The 15,879-nt window shown below is 63.1% G+C and carries 12 protein-coding genes; 4 read left to right on the top strand and 8 right to left on the bottom strand.

What is annotated here, in order from left to right; genetic code table 11:
* From AC1RMF_RS18405 to AC1RMF_RS18385, 5 genes are all read right to left on the bottom strand, one after another.
* Window positions 1–3,117 (bottom strand): efflux RND transporter permease subunit, encoded by a 3,117-nt coding sequence (locus AC1RMF_RS18405; protein WP_493143385.1) that lies wholly within the window; start codon window positions 3,115–3,117, stop codon window positions 1–3.
* Window positions 3,118–3,122: 5 nt separating this feature from the next.
* Entirely contained in the window at window positions 3,123–4,661 is a 1,539-nt protein-coding gene (locus tag AC1RMF_RS18400; protein ID WP_493143383.1) for an efflux RND transporter periplasmic adaptor subunit, read from the bottom strand.
* On the bottom strand, window positions 4,658–5,932 hold the full coding sequence (locus AC1RMF_RS18395; RefSeq protein ID WP_493143382.1) for a TolC family protein: 1,275 nt from the start codon (window positions 5,930–5,932) through the stop codon (window positions 4,658–4,660). Before AC1RMF_RS18395 ends, AC1RMF_RS18400 begins: the two co-directional genes overlap by 4 nt.
* Entirely contained in the window at window positions 5,929–6,210 is a 282-nt protein-coding gene (locus AC1RMF_RS18390) for a copper-binding protein (protein WP_342618509.1), read from the bottom strand. The genes AC1RMF_RS18395 and AC1RMF_RS18390 overlap by 4 nt, the downstream gene beginning before the upstream one ends.
* An 80-nt stretch (window positions 6,211–6,290) precedes the next feature.
* Window positions 6,291–6,650, bottom strand: coding sequence for a hypothetical protein (locus AC1RMF_RS18385; RefSeq protein WP_493143380.1), 360 nt, complete (start codon window positions 6,648–6,650; stop codon window positions 6,291–6,293).
* A 107-nt stretch (window positions 6,651–6,757) separates the two neighbouring features.
* Here AC1RMF_RS18385 and ubiM point away from each other — a divergent pair, with 107 nt between their 5' ends.
* The 3 genes from ubiM (at window position 6,758) to AC1RMF_RS18370 (ending at window position 10,634) form a co-directional block, all read left to right on the top strand.
* Complete coding sequence (gene ubiM / locus AC1RMF_RS18380) at window positions 6,758–7,957, top strand: 5-demethoxyubiquinol-8 5-hydroxylase UbiM (RefSeq protein WP_493143378.1); 1,200 nt, start codon at window positions 6,758–6,760, stop codon at window positions 7,955–7,957.
* Between the two features lie 48 nt (window positions 7,958–8,005).
* Complete coding sequence (locus AC1RMF_RS18375) at window positions 8,006–9,139, top strand: J domain-containing protein (RefSeq protein ID WP_493143376.1); 1,134 nt, start codon at window positions 8,006–8,008, stop codon at window positions 9,137–9,139.
* A gap of 100 nt (window positions 9,140–9,239) precedes the next feature.
* A complete protein-coding gene (locus tag AC1RMF_RS18370; protein WP_493143374.1) occupies window positions 9,240–10,634 on the top strand; it encodes an MFS transporter in 1,395 nt (464 codons plus the stop codon).
* Between the two features lie 13 nt (window positions 10,635–10,647).
* On the opposite strand, the gene AC1RMF_RS18365 is transcribed toward AC1RMF_RS18370, so the two are convergent.
* The 3 genes from AC1RMF_RS18365 to AC1RMF_RS18355 all read right to left on the bottom strand — a co-directional run bounded on the left by AC1RMF_RS18365 (window position 10,648) and on the right by AC1RMF_RS18355 (window position 14,451).
* Window positions 10,648–12,753, bottom strand: coding sequence for an oxidoreductase (locus AC1RMF_RS18365; RefSeq protein WP_493143373.1), 2,106 nt, complete (start codon window positions 12,751–12,753; stop codon window positions 10,648–10,650).
* A 73-nt stretch (window positions 12,754–12,826) separates the two neighbouring features.
* A complete protein-coding gene (locus AC1RMF_RS18360; protein WP_493143371.1) occupies window positions 12,827–13,756 on the bottom strand; it encodes a sulfurtransferase in 930 nt (309 codons plus the stop codon).
* Window positions 13,753–14,451, bottom strand: a complete 699-nt coding sequence (locus AC1RMF_RS18355) for a dienelactone hydrolase family protein (RefSeq protein ID WP_493143369.1) — start codon at window positions 14,449–14,451, stop codon at window positions 13,753–13,755. Before AC1RMF_RS18355 ends, AC1RMF_RS18360 begins: the two co-directional genes overlap by 4 nt.
* Window positions 14,452–14,557: 106 nt before the next feature.
* Between AC1RMF_RS18355 and AC1RMF_RS18350 the strand changes: the two genes are divergently transcribed.
* Window positions 14,558–15,868 (top strand): hypothetical protein, encoded by a 1,311-nt coding sequence (locus tag AC1RMF_RS18350; RefSeq protein WP_493143367.1) that lies wholly within the window; start codon window positions 14,558–14,560, stop codon window positions 15,866–15,868.
* The last annotated feature ends 11 nt before the right edge of the window (window positions 15,869–15,879 follow it).

Raw genomic sequence — 15,879 nt, 5'->3', positions numbered from 1 at the left:
TCAGCGTGGCGCCATGCGCCACTGCTTGACCAGGGCGTAGAGGGCCGGAATCACGGCCAACGTCAGCACGGTGGAAGACACCATGCCGCCCACCATGGGCGCAGCAATGCGGCTCATCACTTCGGACCCCGTACCGGTGCCCCACAGGATGGGCAAAAGCCCGGCCATGATGGCCACGACAGTCATCATCTTGGGCCGCACGCGTTCCACGGCACCCTCCATGACGGCGTCATACAGGTCCTGCGGACCTGCGACAGCATCTTCCGCCTGGCGCCGCTGCTGTGCAGCCTCCCAGGCGTGGTCCAGGTAGATCAGCATCACCACGCCGGTTTCGGCGGCCACCCCGGCCAGGGCAATGAAGCCCACGGCCACAGCCACCGACAGGTTGTAGCCCAGCGCCCACATCAGCCAGACCCCACCCACCAGCGCAAACGGTACCGAGAGCATGACGATCAGCGTCTCGGTCAGGCGCCGGAAGTTCAGGTACAGCAACAGGAAGATGATGAGCAGGGTGACGGGCACCACGATCTTCATCTTCTCCGTGGCCCGTTCCATGGACTCGAACTGCCCGCTCCAGGTGGCGTAGTAGCCGCTGGGGAACTTCACCTGCGCATTGACGGCCTGGCGCGCTTCTTTAACGTAGCTGCCAATGTCCCGGTCGCGGATGTCCACATAGATGTAGGCCGACAGCAGCGCGTTCTCGGTGCGTATGCCCGGCGCGCCGCGGGCGATTTCCACCTTGGCCACCTGACCCAGGGGAATCATGGCGCCGCCCATGGTGGGCACCAGGATCTCGCTGGCAATCTGCTGCGGACTGGCACGCAGGTCGCGCGGATAGCGCACCGTCACGCCAAAGCGCTCCCGCCCTTCCACGGTGGTGGTCACCATCTCGCCGCCCAGTGCGGTTCCGATCACGTCCTGTAAGTCACCGACTGCCAGACCGTAGCGGGCCAGCTGCGTGCGGTCCGGCTCGATGTTGATGTAGTAGCCACCGGTAATGCGTTCGGCAAAGGCCGAGGTCGTTCCCGGCACCTTCTTCACCACCGCCTCGATCTCCTTGGCCAGGCGCTCCATCTCGCCCAGATCCTTGCCAAACACCTTGATGCCTATGGGCGTGCGGATGCCGGTGGACAGCATGTCAATGCGCGCCTTGATCGGCATGGTCCAGGCGTTGGACACGCCGGGGAACTGCAGCGCCTTGTCCAGCTCGGCAATCAGCTTGTCGGTGGTCATGCCCGCGCGCCACTGCGATTCGGGTTTGAGGTTGATCACCGTCTCGAACATCTCGGTAGGCGCCGGGTCGGTCGCCGTGTTGGCACGCCCGGCCTTGCCGTAGACCGACTCCACCTCAGGGAAGCTCTTGATGATCTTGTCCTGCGTCTGCAGCAATTGCGCGGCCTTGGTGATGGACATGGCCGGCAGCGAAGACGGCATGTACAGCAGCGTGCCCTCGTTCAGGGTGGGCATGAATTCCGACCCCAGCCGTGACGCCGGAACCAGCGAAACACCCAGAATGGCCAGCGCCAACGCAATGGTGAGCTTCTTCCAGCGCATGACCCAAGCGATGATGGGCCGGTAGATCCAGATCAGGAAACGGTTTACCGGGTTCCTGGCCTCTGGCATGACCGGACCGCGGATGAACAGCATCATCAGCACCGGCACCAGCGTCACCGACAGCAGGGCCGCGCCCGCCATGGAGAACGTCTTGGTGTAGGCCAGCGGCGAGAACAGGCGCCCCTCCTGTGACTCGAGCGTGAACACCGGCAGGAACGACACGGTGATGATCAGCAGCGAGAAGAACAGCGCGGGCCCGACCTCCTTGCACGCCGCCACAATGGCCTGGGCGCGCGACTCGCCCGGCTGCAGCCGCTCGATGTGCTTGTGCGCGTTCTCGATCATCACGATAGCCGCATCCACCATGGCGCCGATGGCGATGGCAATGCCGCCCAGGCTCATGAGGTTGGAGTTCATGCCCAGCAGGTGCATGGCAATGAAGGCGATCAACACCCCCACCGGCAGCATCAGGATGGCCACCAGCGCCGAGCGCACGTGCAGCAGAAAGACCACGCACACCGCCGCCACGATCAGGCTCTCTTCCAGCAGGGTGTGCTTGAGCGTCTCGATGGCCCGGTGGATCAGGTCGGAGCGGTCATACACGGGGACGATGCTGACCCCTTCGGGCAGGCCAGCAGACACCTCGGCAATCTTGTCCTTGATGTTGGAGATCACCTCCAGTGCATTCTGGCCGTAGCGCGCCATGGCAATGCCCGAGACCACTTCACCCTCGCCATTGAGTTCGGTGATGCCGCGCCGCTCATCCGGCACCAGCTCCACCCGCGCCACGTCACGCACCAGCACGGGCGTGCCCTTGTCGCTCTTGAGCACCAGGTTCTCGATGTCGCCCACACCGCGCAGATAGCCCTTGCCGCGCACCATGTACTCGGTCTCGGCCATCTCGATGGCGCGCCCGCCCACGTCGCGGTTGGAGTCGCGTATGGTCTGCGACACCTTGTTCAAAGGGATGCCGTAGGCCCGCAGTTTGATGGGGTCCACCGTGACCTGGTAGGTCTGCACAAAGCCGCCAATGGACGCCACTTCCGCCACGCCGTGGGCCTTGGCCAACTGGTAGCGCAAATACCAGTCCTGGATGGTGCGCAGCTCGGCCAAGGTCTTGTTCTTGGCAACCAGCGCGTACTGGTAGACCCAGCCCACGCCGGTGGCGTCCGGCCCCAGGGACGGCGTCACGCCCTGGGGCATGCGGCCAGCGGCAAAGTTCAGGTATTCCAGCACCCGCGAACGCGCCCAGTAGATGTCGGTTCCATCCTCGAAAATCACGTACACAAACGAGGCGCCGAAGAACGAAAAGCCACGCACCACGCGCGACTTGGGGACCGAGAGCATGGCCGTGGTCAGCGGATACGTCACCTGGTCCTCCACCACCTGCGGTGCCTGACCTGGGAACTCGGTATAGACGATGACCTGCACGTCCGACAAATCGGGCAGCGCATCCAGCGGTGTCCTGAGCACTGCATACACGCCCGCCAGCGTTACGAACAGGGTAGCCAGCAGCACCAGCACGCGGTTGCGGCCGGACCAGTCAATGATGTTTGCAAGCATGGTGGCTACCTGGGTTGCGGAGTGATGTGGGTGATGACCCACTCGCCCTTGCCACGTTCCACGAACTCGAAGCGGATGGCTGCATCGGGCTTCAGATCCTTGAGCAGCGCGCTGTTGGCCAGCAGGAAGTCCATGGTCATGGCCGGCCATTTGAGGCTGGCAATGGCGCCGTGGCTGATGGTGACGCTTTGCGTCTTGGCATCGACTTCGACCACCTTGCCCACGCCCACATGACTGGCCGTGTTTGCAGCGGGCGCGCTGGCTTCAGCAGCACCAAAACCCGCCACAGCGGCCTTCAGGTTGCTCTCGGCATCGATCAGGAAGTTGGCGGAGACGACCACCTGCTCGCCTTCCTTCACACCCTCCAGCACTTCCAGATAGTTGTCGCTGCGCGCGCCCAATTTGACGTCGCGCGGCTCAAAACGCCCTTCACCCATTTGCACCAGCACCAGCTGGCGCTTGCCGCTGTCGATGACTGCGGACAACGGCACCGTCAGCACCCGCGCCTTGCCGCCCACGGCCAGCTCCACCTGCGCAAACATGCCGGGCTTGAGCATGCCGCCCGGGTTGGCCAGCTCCAGCCGCACCGGCACGGTACGCGTCTCGGCGTTCAACGTGGGGTAGACATAGGTCAGCGCCGCATCCAGCGTCTTGCCCGGGTAGGCATCGATGGTCACCCGCGCCCGGGCACCGGTGCGCACCGCGGCAATGTCCTGCTCGAACACATCGGCCACCACCCATACCGACGACAGGTCACTGACTTGGTACAGCACATCGCCGGGCATGAAGCGCATGCCTTGCACGGCCTTTTTCTCCGACACAAACCCGCTCACCGGCGAGCGGAAGGTCAGCGTGCGCTTGGCAGCGCCTGAGCGCGTGAGTTCCTTGATCTGCTCCTCGCTCACATCCCAGTTGCGCAAGCGCGCAAGGCTGGCGTCGGCCAGTTGCTGCATGCTCTTTTGCGCATCGGGCCCAGCCTGGGCCAGGTTCTGCACACCCTGCACGGCAATGGCGTATTCGCGCTGCGCGGCCAGCAGATCCGGTGCATAAACTTCAAACAGCGGCTGCCCCTTGGCTACGGACTGCCCCGTGGCATTGACATGCAGCTTTTCCACATAGCCTTCAAAGCGCGGTGCAATGGTGTAGCTGCGCCGCTCATCGGGCTCGACGCGGCCGCTTGCATGCACCGCCTTGTCCAACACGCGCAAGGCGGCCGCTTCGGTGCGGACGCCCATCTTCTGCACCTTGTCGGCGCTGAACTGCAGCTGGTTGGTCGCAGCGGGTGAACTTTCTTCTTCTCCCTCATAGACCGGAATGTAGTCCATGCCCATGGGGTCCTTTTTGGGCGTGGGCGAGGTGTCGGGCAGGCCCATGGGGTTGCGGTAGAAGCGGATCTTGCGCTCCTTGGGCACAGCTGGGGATGTGGCTTGGACGGAGGCAGATGATGTTGCCTGTGCATGGTGCGTACCCCACCAAACTCCGCCGCCTGCGGCGATGCCGGCCAGCGCCAGGGCAGCTACCAGTACCGTGATGTTCTTGTTCATAGGTCTTCTCCCAGAAGGCGCTCGATTTGCGCCAGACGCGCCTGGCCTTCGGCCTGGGCTTTGATGCGGGTTTGCTTGGCCTGACGGATCTGGCGCTGCGCGTCCAGCACGGTGGCAAAGTCCACCTTGCCGGCCTCGTAGCCCACCAGTGCAGCCTGCAGGGTCAGCTCGGCTTGCGGCAACAGACTGCTGGCGACCAGGCCTTCTGTCTGCTGCGCGCTCTGCAATGCCGCGAGGTTCTCATTCAGGTCCGACAGCAGCTGGTTGCGCGTGGTGTCACGCCGCGCACGCGCGGCCTCTGCCATGGCGACCGATTCGCGCTCCTGCGCGCGGCGTGTGCCTTGCCAGAGCGGGATGTTCATCTCCAGCATCAGGTCCCAGGTCTTGAAGTCGTTCTGGAACTGGGTCGGCGCGATGCCCACGATCAGGGTGGGATAGCGGCCTTTCATGGCCAGCGCCTGCCCCGCATCCGCTGCATTCACACGCGCCTCGTCGGCCGCCAGCTGCGGATTGCGCGCACGGGCACGCTGCTCCAGCGCCTCAGCGTCAAGCAGGTCGGGCTGCGGCAATGCGCGCAGGCTCTGCGGCTCGGCCAGTTCGGCCTGCGCGGGGCGCGCCAGCCAGCCGTTCAAGCGGGCACGCGCCTGGCGCAATTCGCTTTGCATGCCAATCAGCTCGCTCTTCATGGCGGTCTGCTCGGTCTGGGCGCGTATGGCGTCCTGTTGGGGAGCCAGGCCGGCGGCGTAGCGCACCTGGGCCATCTGCTCCAAGGTCTGCATCAACCCCAGGATCTCCTGGCTCAGGCGCTGGCTGCGGCTCAGAAAGTAGAGCTGGGCATAGGCCAGCTTGATGCGCGAGGCCAGATCCACCCACACGCCCTGCGCCGCAGTCTGCGCACCCTGTGCCGTGTAGTGGGCCTGTGCACTCTTGAGCTCACGCGTGCCGAACCAGGGCAGTTCCTGCGACAGGGTGTAGCGCGTGCTGCCCACGTCGGACGGCCACAGCGTGGGGTTTTGCGCGCCCATGCGGGTGACGTCCTGCAGCTCCAGCTTGAAGCGCGGGTCGGGCAGCGCATCCGCCTGCGCCACACGCTCCTGTGCGGCATCCGCCTCATGGCGCATGGTGGCCAGCTCCGGGTTGTTCTGCCGCGCAATCTCCAGCAGCGACTCCACCGTGGCGCCGGGCGGATTGGCATCAGACTGCGCGGCGGCGCCAGCCACGACCAGCGCGGCCGCCGTGGCGACGACCGCGCGCAGCAATGGCTGCTTCACTTGGCGTGCTCCAGTGCTTCGATGACCATCTGGTCACCCTGCATCTGCACGGTAAAGCGCACCGCATCTCCAGGCTTGAAGCCTTTGAGCTGCGCCGCATCGCGGACTTTGTAGGGCATGGTCATGCCCTCCATGCCCATGCTCTTGATGGCTTCGTGCTTGAGGGTGACCTGCGCTTTTTCGGGCGCGATCTTGGTGACTTCTCCCCGCACCCACTCGGGTGCAGACCATACGGACGTGGCGCACAGCAGCGCCAGCGAAACAATCCAGCGATTCATGAAAAAACTCCTGACTTGATGGGTCTTGGCGACCCGAACCACGCGTGCCGCAGATTGCGGACGCACCTAGGGCGTGGAAGTCAGGAAATGGGTGGCTTGGCGTAGCGCGCGGGTTCGGCGCTCTCGAAGGTGCCTGGGAAGCGCACCGGTACTGCGTGGGGAATTGGTTTCAAGGCCATCGCAGGGGCCTCATCCAACGCCGCCAAAGGCATGCAGATATCGCAGGATTGGCAGCCCGCGTGCTGCTTGGCGTCTTGGTCCTGATCGCCATGGAGCGCGGCCGCCATCTGCATATGCAGTGCACAGTCTTCGCTCATGCCAGTCTGCTGCTGCATGCTGACAACAGCTGCTGGCGCATCCATGTCCATCACCATGCGCTGCGCCGTCCAGCCGCGCAACGGCAGCAAGGCGATCAGAAACAGGATGAGCAGGCGTGACATGGCCGGATGATAACGCCTGCAATTGCAAAACCCTTGACCAAAAGCAAAGACCGGTCACGGCAAAGCGCTAGCCTCGCGGCTTCGGATCAGAAAACCAATTTCCCTTTATGGATGCAGACGTCATCATTGTGGGTGCTGGCCCGGCCGGCCTGTGCCTGGCCAAGTCGCTCAGCGGGCGCAAACTCAAGATTCTGCTGATCGAGCAGCAAGACCGCGAAGCGCTGGAGGCGCCCATTTTTGACGGGCGGGAAATCGCACTCACCCAGCGCTCCGCCACGTTGCTCAAAGGGCTGGGCTTGTGGGACCTGATGGACGGCAAGGACATCGCACCGCTCAAGGACGCCAAGGTCATTGACGGACCGAATATCTTCTCCATGACGATTGGCCACGAGCTGGGCAAAGGAACAGAGCTGGGCTGGCTGGTGTCCAACCACCTGATACGGCGCGCCGCCTGGCAAGGCATGCAGCATGCTGCCAATGCCAACAAGGACATCACCCTACTCACCGGAGCAAAGGTCAGCGACGTACGCACTTCCGCCAGCGAAGCCACCGTCACCCTGGCCAGCGGCGAGGTGCTGCGCAGCAAGCTGGTGGTGGCAGCCGACAGCCGGTTCTCCAGCACGCGGCGCATGATGGGCATTGCCGCCCATATGCACGACTTCGGCAAGAACATGCTGGTCTGCGCCATGACCTTCGAGAAGCCGCACGACTTTGCCGCCTGGGAATGGTTTGGCTATGGCCAGACGTTGGCGCTGCTGCCCATGAACCCGCATCCAGAGACGGGCAAGCACCGTGCGTCGGTGGTGATCACGCTGGCCAGCCACGCCATCGATGCGCTCATGCGCATGGAGCCCGAAGCATTCAATGCGGCGGTGGCCCAACGCTTTGGCAACCGGCTGGGCGCCATGCAACTGTGCAGCACCCGCCACAACTACCCGCTGGTAGCCGTGTACCCCCAACGGCTGGTGGCACAGCGCTTTGCCACCGTGGGGGACGCGGCGGTGGGCATGCATCCGGTGACCGCACACGGATTCAATTTCGGCCTGCTCAGCGTGGACGCGTTGACACGGGAAATCGCCACCGCATTGCACACGCGCGGCGATATTGGCGGCACCAGCCTGCTGCAGCGCTACGAGGGCCGCCAGAAGCGCGCCACCTTGCCCCTGTTCTGGATGACACGTCTGATCGTGGAGATCTATACCCGTGAATCCATGGCGGCCAAACTGGCGCGCCAACTGCTGCTGCGCGTGAGCGACAAGGTCACGCCGTTCAAGCGTTCCATCGCCCAGTCGCTTTCGGGAACCTGACGCCTTGATGGAGTAATCTTGACGGCTTGAAGGGGGAAACAAGCCGTCATGGAACGATTCCGGAACTATTACGAAATCCTGGGTCTTACGCGTGCAGCCACCGAGATGGAGATCGCGCAGGCCTACAGGGCACGGTTGCAAAAACTGCAATCCGACCCAGGGGTGGACAGCGCAGGGTCCCTGGCAGAACAACTCAAATTGCTGGACGAGGCGTATCGCACACTGACCCATCCGGCGAGCAAGAAGAAGCACGATGAGCAAGTTGCCTGGCAGGCAACCAAACGCGATCTGGACGCGGAAGAAGCACGGCGGCTGGCCTGGCGGCTCAAGGAGGAGCAGGCGATGGCCGAACATGCAGCCAAAACGGCCCGGGAAGCCAGCGAAGCTGCCGCCATTGCTGCCGAATTGAAAGCAGCAGAAGAAGCGCAGCGCCAGGAGGAGCAGGCGCGCATTGAGGCGTTGGCCGCGGCACGTTTTCGGCCACTCGCCGCCCGGCAGGCAACGGGCGGAACTGATTTTGCGGATACCCAGCCGCAAGAGGATTTGTCTGCGGCACCCCAGGTTGCGGCATCAGCAACGACGGCCTCTCGCTCCATTGCCGTAGTGACCGTTCTTGGCAGCGTGCTGTTTGTGTTGCTCTGCTTTGGTGGCTACTGGTTCATGCGCCCGACGCAAGCACTCAAGGCGGCCACTCCCGTGGCGATGGCGCAACCCGCTGTGGCACTTGCATCTGAGGCGCCCGCATCGGCCCCGCTTGTGCCAGCTTCGGAACCGGCGCCACCGGCATTGGCGGCCAGTGCCCCACCGTCCAACCCGCCCCCAAAGGTTGACACCGCCAAATCCGAAGAGGCGCGGCAATACCAGAAGGCCCTGCAACAGGCAGAGCGGGACCATCCCGAACTCAATCCCAGAAGCGCAAGACGCCGCGATGACCTCATTGCCTTCGTCGAGTCGCGTACGCGCCAGCATGTGAAGGAGGGGTATTCCAGGGGCAAGGCTTTGGAGATCGCCCTGCGCGATCTGGAAACACAGGAGCAGACGCGGCGCCTGATCGAATCCGTCAAAGTAGAAAAGCCCAAACCCGCCACGGAATCCCCTCCGCCCGTGCTGGACCCAGGTGGCCATGCCGGCTTTGATCCCAAGTGCCGCTGGATCACGTCGGAGCAATGGTCCTGCAAGTAACACTGCGCATGGCGGCCCCGCGCGCAGGGCAGCGCCTGCCATCTGGGCGCTCCTATAATCTGCCACGCATCCGCTGAGCGATGTTCACGAGTGGGAGTCCATGTCAGTCACTGCTAAGCCGGATGAAAACGCGCCGCCCAAGGGGCTGATCGCCGTACTCTTCACCGGGGTCTTCATGGCCGCGCTGGACACCGCCATCGTGGGGCCGGCGATTCCCGTGCTGCGAGAAACCTTTGGCGTGGACAACCGTGCGGTCGGCCTGGTGATGAGCGTGTTTGTGCTGTTCTCGCTGTGCAGCACGGCACTCATGGCCAACCTGAGTGACCGCTACGGACGCCGCCCGATCTACCTTTTCAGCGTGTCGGTTTTCGCCCTGGGCTCCCTGCTGATTGCCCTGTCTCCCAGTTTCTGGATGGTGATTGTCAGCCGCGCCGTGCAAGGCATGGGTGCAGGCGGCATCACGCCCACGGCCAGTGCCGTGGTGGGCGACATGTTTGCGCCGGAGAAGCGCGGCAAGATGCTGGGCCTCATCGGGGCCACCTATGGCATGGCCTTTGTACTCGGCCCCCCGCTGGCGTCCGCCCTCATGGTGGCTTTGAGCTGGCACTGGATCTTTCTGCTGAACCTGCCGATTGCCGCCGTCATCCTCTACCTGGGCGCCAAAGTGTTGCCTCAGCACCGCAGCCGAGCTGCACAGGCTCCACTGGACGTCAGCGGCATTGCCGTCACCTTTGTTCTGCTGAGCGCCCTGGTACTGGGTATCACCCGCGTGCTGGACCCGTTGGTGGACCCGGTATTGGGCACGGCGCTGTGGCATTGGCTGCTGCTGGCAGTGGCGCTGTTGCTGGCACTTCTGGTCGTGGTGGAGCGGCGCGCAACCCAGCCTCTGATTCCCATTTTCCTTTTTGAAAACCGCCAGCTTGCGACAACCTATCTGTTGGCCGCGGGCGCGGGCTACGGAATGGGCAGCGTGATCTTCCTGACCTCGATTGCCACCCATGCCTATGGCGTGACCTCGCAGCACGCCGGCTTTGTGCTGCTGCCCATGGTGGTGTGTTCCATGCTGGGCTCTGGCGGCGGCGGCAGGCTGCTCAATCGCCTGGGCGCACGCACCATGATTCTGCTGGGCTTTGCCATGCTGTCGCTGGGCTACGGGTTGACCGCCATCACCTCCTTCGGACTGTGGCTGTTTCTGGTCGCGTCCGTTCCGGTCGGTCTGGGTGTGGGCATCGTGGTAGGCGGTGCGCTACGTTCCATCGCCATCGACGAAGCACCGCAGGACGTGCGCGCCGCAGCCCAGGGGCTGATCAACATCTGCACCGCGGTGGGCACGCTGACCGCAGCCGCCACCATCAGCGCATTGGCCGACTTCAGCGGTGGTGGCGTGGAAGGCTTTGCCAAGGCCTACTATGTGGTCGCGGCCCTAATGGCAACCATGTTGCTGATTACCCTGGGCCTGCGCAAGCAGTCCAAGGTGCAGTTGCAGACTGCCTGAACCCGGTGGCGCGCTAGCGCGTCGCCTCTCCTATCCGGATGAATTCTCGCTGGAAGGGCACCGTGTCCAGCGGCAAGGCTGGCGCATCCAGCTCCCGTGCGGCACGGTGCCCTGCATACACGGCGGCGGCAACGGTACCCGGCGCATAAGCGTCACCCAGCACCTGCACGCTGCGTATGCCGGCTGTGGGCCAGTCGGCCTCACGCGCCTGCAATTGCACATACAAGGCATCCGCCGGGTCGCGCATGGTGACCATCACCACACTGGCACAGCGCAGGGTGGTGCGCGCATCCGAATACACGTCGCAAAGTTCCACCGCCAACCCGGCGCCGTCGGTCTGGATGGCGGCCACCTCGGCGTTGGTACGGATCTGCACGCCCAGCTTGTGCAGACCGCTCTGGATGCGGTGCTGCTCCATGGTCATGTCGGTGAACTCGGACACCTTGACGCTGGGGGTGACCAGATGCACTTCCAGCCCTCGTCTGCGCAATTGCTCGGCAATGGCTCCACCCATGTAGTAGTGGTCATCGTCATAGACCATTACAGGCGACGCAATGGCGGCGCCGGAAAATACGTCATCTGGGGTGAAGATGCGCGGCGCCAACGCAGCGTCGGCGGTGTCGATCAACGGTGCGCGGTGCTGTCGCCCCAGCCCGTCCTTGCGCCAGGTGGAACCCGTGGCCACGAAGACGCGGTTGAAGCCAAAGCCCAGCACGTCATCCGCTGTCAGACGGCTGTCCAGATACAGGTTGACGTTGGACATGGTCTGTATGCGCTGCATACGCCAGTCAGCCACACGCATCCAGGTCGAAAGGCCGGGCAACGCGGCGTCGTTCAGCAGCCGGCCACCCACGCGCTTGCCGGCATCGGCCAGAGCCACTTCGTAGCCCCGCTGACCCAGTGCCCGCGCCAGCTCCAGCCCCGTCGGCCCGGCGCCCACCACCAGCACGGTGTCCTTGGACTGTGCCGGTGCAATGCGTTCCGGATGCCAGCCTTTGCGCCATTCCTCCCCCATGGTGGGGTTCTGGGTGCAGCGGATGGGCACACACAACTGGTCGCCCGTCACGCAAATGTTGCAGCCTATGCATTCGCGGATTTCATCCACACGCCCCTGCTCCACCTTGGCAGGCAGAAATGGATCGGCAATGCTGGGCCGGGCCGCACCTATGAGGTCCATCACGCCACGCTTGATGGCCGAGACCATGGCGTCGGGCGAGGTGTAGCGCCCTACCCCCACCACCGGCTTGGTGGTGAGCTGCTTGACGTGGGCGATGTACTGCTCCTGGTAACCCTCCTGCGAAAAGCGCGCAGTCTGGCTATCGTTGGACCAGTCGGCAATGTTCACGTCCCACAGGTCCGGCAGCTCGGCCAAGAGCGCAATCGCATCGCGCCCTTCGTTGGCGGAGGTGATACCCAGCGGTCCCAGCAACTGGTCCACCGCCAGACGCACCACCACGCCGCAGCGGTCGCCCACCGCGTCCTTGGTGTCCTCGATGAGCTCGCGCAGAAAGCGCACACGGTTCTCCAGGCTGCCGCCGTATTCATCGGTGCGCCGGTTGGTGCGGCGTGAGAGGAAGTGCATGGGCAGCCCTAAGTCATGGCCAGCGTACACATACACCAGATCAAAACCAGCGTCGCGCGCGCGCAGGGCGGCATTGCGATGCCAGCGCCGCACGTTGGCAATGTCGCGCTTGTCCATGGTGCGCGCCTGGATGGGGTCGTTGGCCTGGACCGGCGTATGCGAGGGTGCCATGGGAATCTCGCGGCTGTAGCGGTTGGCCGTGGCATAGCCGTTGAAGAAGAGCTCGGCACCGGCCAGCGCGCCATGCGCATGGCAGGCGTCGGTCATCAGGCGCAAGGCCGGGATGTCGCGCTCATCCCACAGCCGACCTTCCATGTAGGGCGCGGTCTCGGAGTACGGGCTGATTTCGATTTCCTCAGTGCACACCACACCCCAGCCCCCCTCGGCCTTGACGCCGCGCATGGCGGCCAGGGATTGCGGCTTGCCGTGTCCCATGCCGTTGCAGTGGGGCACTTGGTAGAAACGGTTCTTGGTCTTTACCGGGCCGATCTGGACCGACTCAAAGAGGATGTCAAAACGTGGATCGCGGGTATTCATGGTGACTCGAATTTAGACGCAGATTTCCACCAGCGTGGGGCCAGCAGCGGCGGTGATGACGGAGCCAATGCCGCTAGGGCATATCGCACCGGCACACCACCGGATTGGCCGGGTCACTGCTCCACTCCAGCCAACCGCCGTCGTACAAACCAATGTGCTCCCAACCCATCAGCCAGGCATAGAAAAAGGCCAGCGATGCGCGCCAGCCGGTGCCGCAGTAAAAAGCGATGTGCATGTGCGGGTGAATGCCCGCTTCGGCCCAGACCGCAGCGATGTCGGCCGCAGGCTTCATGCGCCCATCGGGCAATTGAAAACTACCCATGTGGTTGACGTCGCCATCGCGGCCCGCGTGCCCCCACAGGGCGCCGGGTATTTCGCCCCGCGCAGCGATGTAGTCATAGCCCGAAGTCTCACCCATGAACTCGGCACGGCTGCGTATGCTGACCAGGGTACCTTGGTGATCATCCAGCAGTTTCTTGGCCTGATCCATGTCCACCAAGAGCTCGGGCCGCGCAGGGAAGCTGCCGGGCCAGACGCCATGTGATACAGAAGCAATGGACTGCTGTTCGTCTCCATGATGGAGAGGCTGCCCCGTCGCGCACCATGCATCAAAACCGCCGTCGAGCAGCCGCACATCCTGCACCCCGGCGTACAGCAACAGATGCGCCACGCGCGCCGCGGCCAGTGTATTGCGTCCATACAGGATCATGGTGGTGTGTGGGCCGATTCCCGCTTCTTCCATCACGCGGAGTAACTCCGCATCCGCCACCTTGTTCCAAAGCGGAGCGTTTTCAAACTGCAACGTATCGAGATAGCCCGCAGCAGGAATGTGGCCCTCCCGATATGCCGCTCGTCCATCACAGGCAACTTCGAAAAGTTTCCAACTGCGCGCCGGCGCGGCAGCGACTTGCCGCCCCGCAATCAGCCTGGCAAGCCATGGCACGCTCACCAATTGCCGCCAGCGCACCAGGTCGGAACGGAAGCTCTCAGGGGCTGCGCTCAAACCAGTTTTTCAGCCAGCCATTGCAGCGTGCGTCCATGGGCCAGCGCCGAGGCGCGCTGGTTATACATGGGCCGGCCCCAGCAATTGAAACCGTGGTCGACTCCGGGGTAGACATGGAACTCTGCATTGCTGCGTCCGGCAAAGGCGGCCTTGACTGCTTCCACCGCGGTCATAGGAATGTGCGCATCGCGCTCGGCATAGTGAAACAGGATGGGCACCTGGATGGAGGGCGCAATACCGAGGTTGTCCTGGATGCGTCCGCCGTAGTAGCACACCGCCGCATCGATGGCACCGGTGGCCGCCAGCGCATAGGCTAGGCGACCACCCATGCAATACCCCACCGCACCGACAGCACCGTCCAGCTCAGGCAAGCCCCGCAAGACCTGTGCAGCGGATTGCAGGTCCAGCACCGTGTTGGGCGCATCCAGATTCATCATGTAGTTGCGAGCCTGCTTGGAACCCTCTTCGTCATAGCCCAGGTCCACACGGGGTTGCTGGCGCCAGAACACATCGGGTGCCAACACCACGTAGCCGTCCATGGCGTATTGATCTGCCACTGCGCGAATGTGCGCATTGACGCCCCAGATTTCCTGCAGGATCAGCAGACCCGGGCCGCGCCCGGTGGGTGGCAGTGACATATAGGCGTCAAAACTACGGCCATCGTGACTGGCTATTGAAATAGTACGAGCGTTCATATTTTCTTCCGTAAAGTAATCTTGAAGTAAGGCTTGCTCCAAACGGAGCAACATGGTGCAGAATAACTTCCAACTAGATAAATTTTGTTGCTTGGAGGTAATTCTGATGACCCGTAACCACTCGGCTTTCACTTTCTCCGCCCGTCTCGGACTGGTATTGACCCTAGGCGCAGCACCTTGGTGTGCAAGCCATGCAGACCCTCTGCTTACGGGCAAGGCATTTGATCTAGTGGTAGGTGTGAACAGCGGATACACCGTCTCAGGAAACGACGTCACGGTCACGGGTGGCACCGTATCCAACCCCTTTGGCGCAACCACACTGGAAGATCTGAAGAATCAGCTGACCACAGCAGGACTGAGTAACATCAACTCGCAGTACAACGCGAATTCTGCGGCCGTGATTCGTGCGGGCTATCTGGGCTTTCCCATCGTCATCAGCACCATCACCAACTCGACGCAAGTGGACCTGAACATTCCGGGGTTGAACATCAGCAAGAGCTTCAACGCGCAGTCCACACGGGACGGCAACAAGAGTGATCTGTTCGACTACCTCAAGGCCAACGGCAGCGACATTCTGAGCGGCATTCAGCAGAAGCTGACGCAGTATTCCCCCATCAGCCCGGTTGCAGGCAACCCGAGCTCCCTGCAGAGTCGCATGGTGGCGGATGACTTTGACCGCGGGTTCACGCAGTTCGCCTCCAACATCAAGAGCACCGACGAGCAAGGCAGTTCAAGCAACAACCTGGTCGGTGTAGGGCTGTCCCTGCAGTCAACGGACACTGGACACGTCAAAACCGATACCGTGGCCCTGCCGCTGTCCTACACCATCCGTTCTGATCTGGACCCGCGCAAGCAGTGGACTTTCTACATGCCGATCTCGCAAAGCGACTCGGCAGGTGCCAAGGCCTATGGCGTAAATCTCGGTGTGTCTTACCGCACACCGATCACCGACGAATGGGCGCTGATGCCGGCTATTGGTTATGGCGTGACCGGCAGCGTGGATCTGGGCAGTGCGGCCGCCATGATGGCCGCCTCCCTCACCAGCCAGTACACCCTCAAGCTCGACGGCTATGACCTAGCCATCGGCAACATGGTGGGTTACCTGCAGTCGAGTCAGCTGAGCGTGGGTGACTACTCGGTGGACCCCAAGGTCACCAACACGGTGTTCCGCAATGGCGTGCTGTTCTCCATGCCCACATCCCTGTTCGGCCCCAAGCAGGCGCTTGAGTTCTCCTACATCATTACCAACTACACCGGCTCCACCCTGTATTCCAACCAATACCAGGAGATCGGCATTACGCTGGGAACCAACAAGGGCGCCAATACGGCACGTACCTATTTCCGCGCGGGCCTGAGCTACCTCACCGGCGACAATGGCATCACCGCCTCACGGATGAACTTCGGCTATTGGTTCTGATCGAGCTGGAG

The sequence above is a fragment of the Rhodoferax sp. GW822-FHT04A08 genome (genome assembly GCF_058801025.1).
This window is presented reverse-complemented; position numbering and strand designations above follow the sequence as displayed.